The sequence below is a fragment of the uncultured Shewanella sp. genome (assembly GCF_947501225.1).
GTDB lineage: Bacteria > Pseudomonadota > Gammaproteobacteria > Enterobacterales > Shewanellaceae > Shewanella.
The window spans coordinates 1-292 of the sequence record NZ_CANMUW010000065.1 but is presented as its reverse complement, the minus strand read 5'-3'; the positions used below and the strand labels follow the sequence as shown (position 1 = coordinate 292).

The 292-nt window shown below is 47.3% G+C and carries 1 tRNA gene; it reads left to right on the top strand.

The features are described 5' to 3' along the window. Nucleotides 1-216: 216 nt before the first annotated feature. Nucleotides 217-290, top strand: a tRNA-Pro gene (locus tag Q1B47_RS21950). Nucleotides 291-292 lie beyond the last annotated feature (2 nt).

The following is a 292-nucleotide window of genomic DNA, read 5'->3' as shown; positions in this document are numbered from 1 at the left end:
ATTGTAGCTCAGTTGGTAGAGCCCCGGATTGTGATTCCGGTTGTCGTGGGTTCGAGCCCCATCAGTCACCCCATTTCAATCTCCCTCTTTAGATATCCTTTAAAAAGATATTATGACTCGGTGACTAGCACGGTTTGGTAGAGTATCCAGATTTGTGATAAAAAGCGGATCAGAGGGTTACCCTCTTTCAAGAGATCTTGAAAAGATACAAAATCTCGGTGATTAGCGCAGCCCGGTAGCGCATCTGGTTTGGGACCAGAGGGTCAGAGGTTCGAATCCTCTATCACCGACC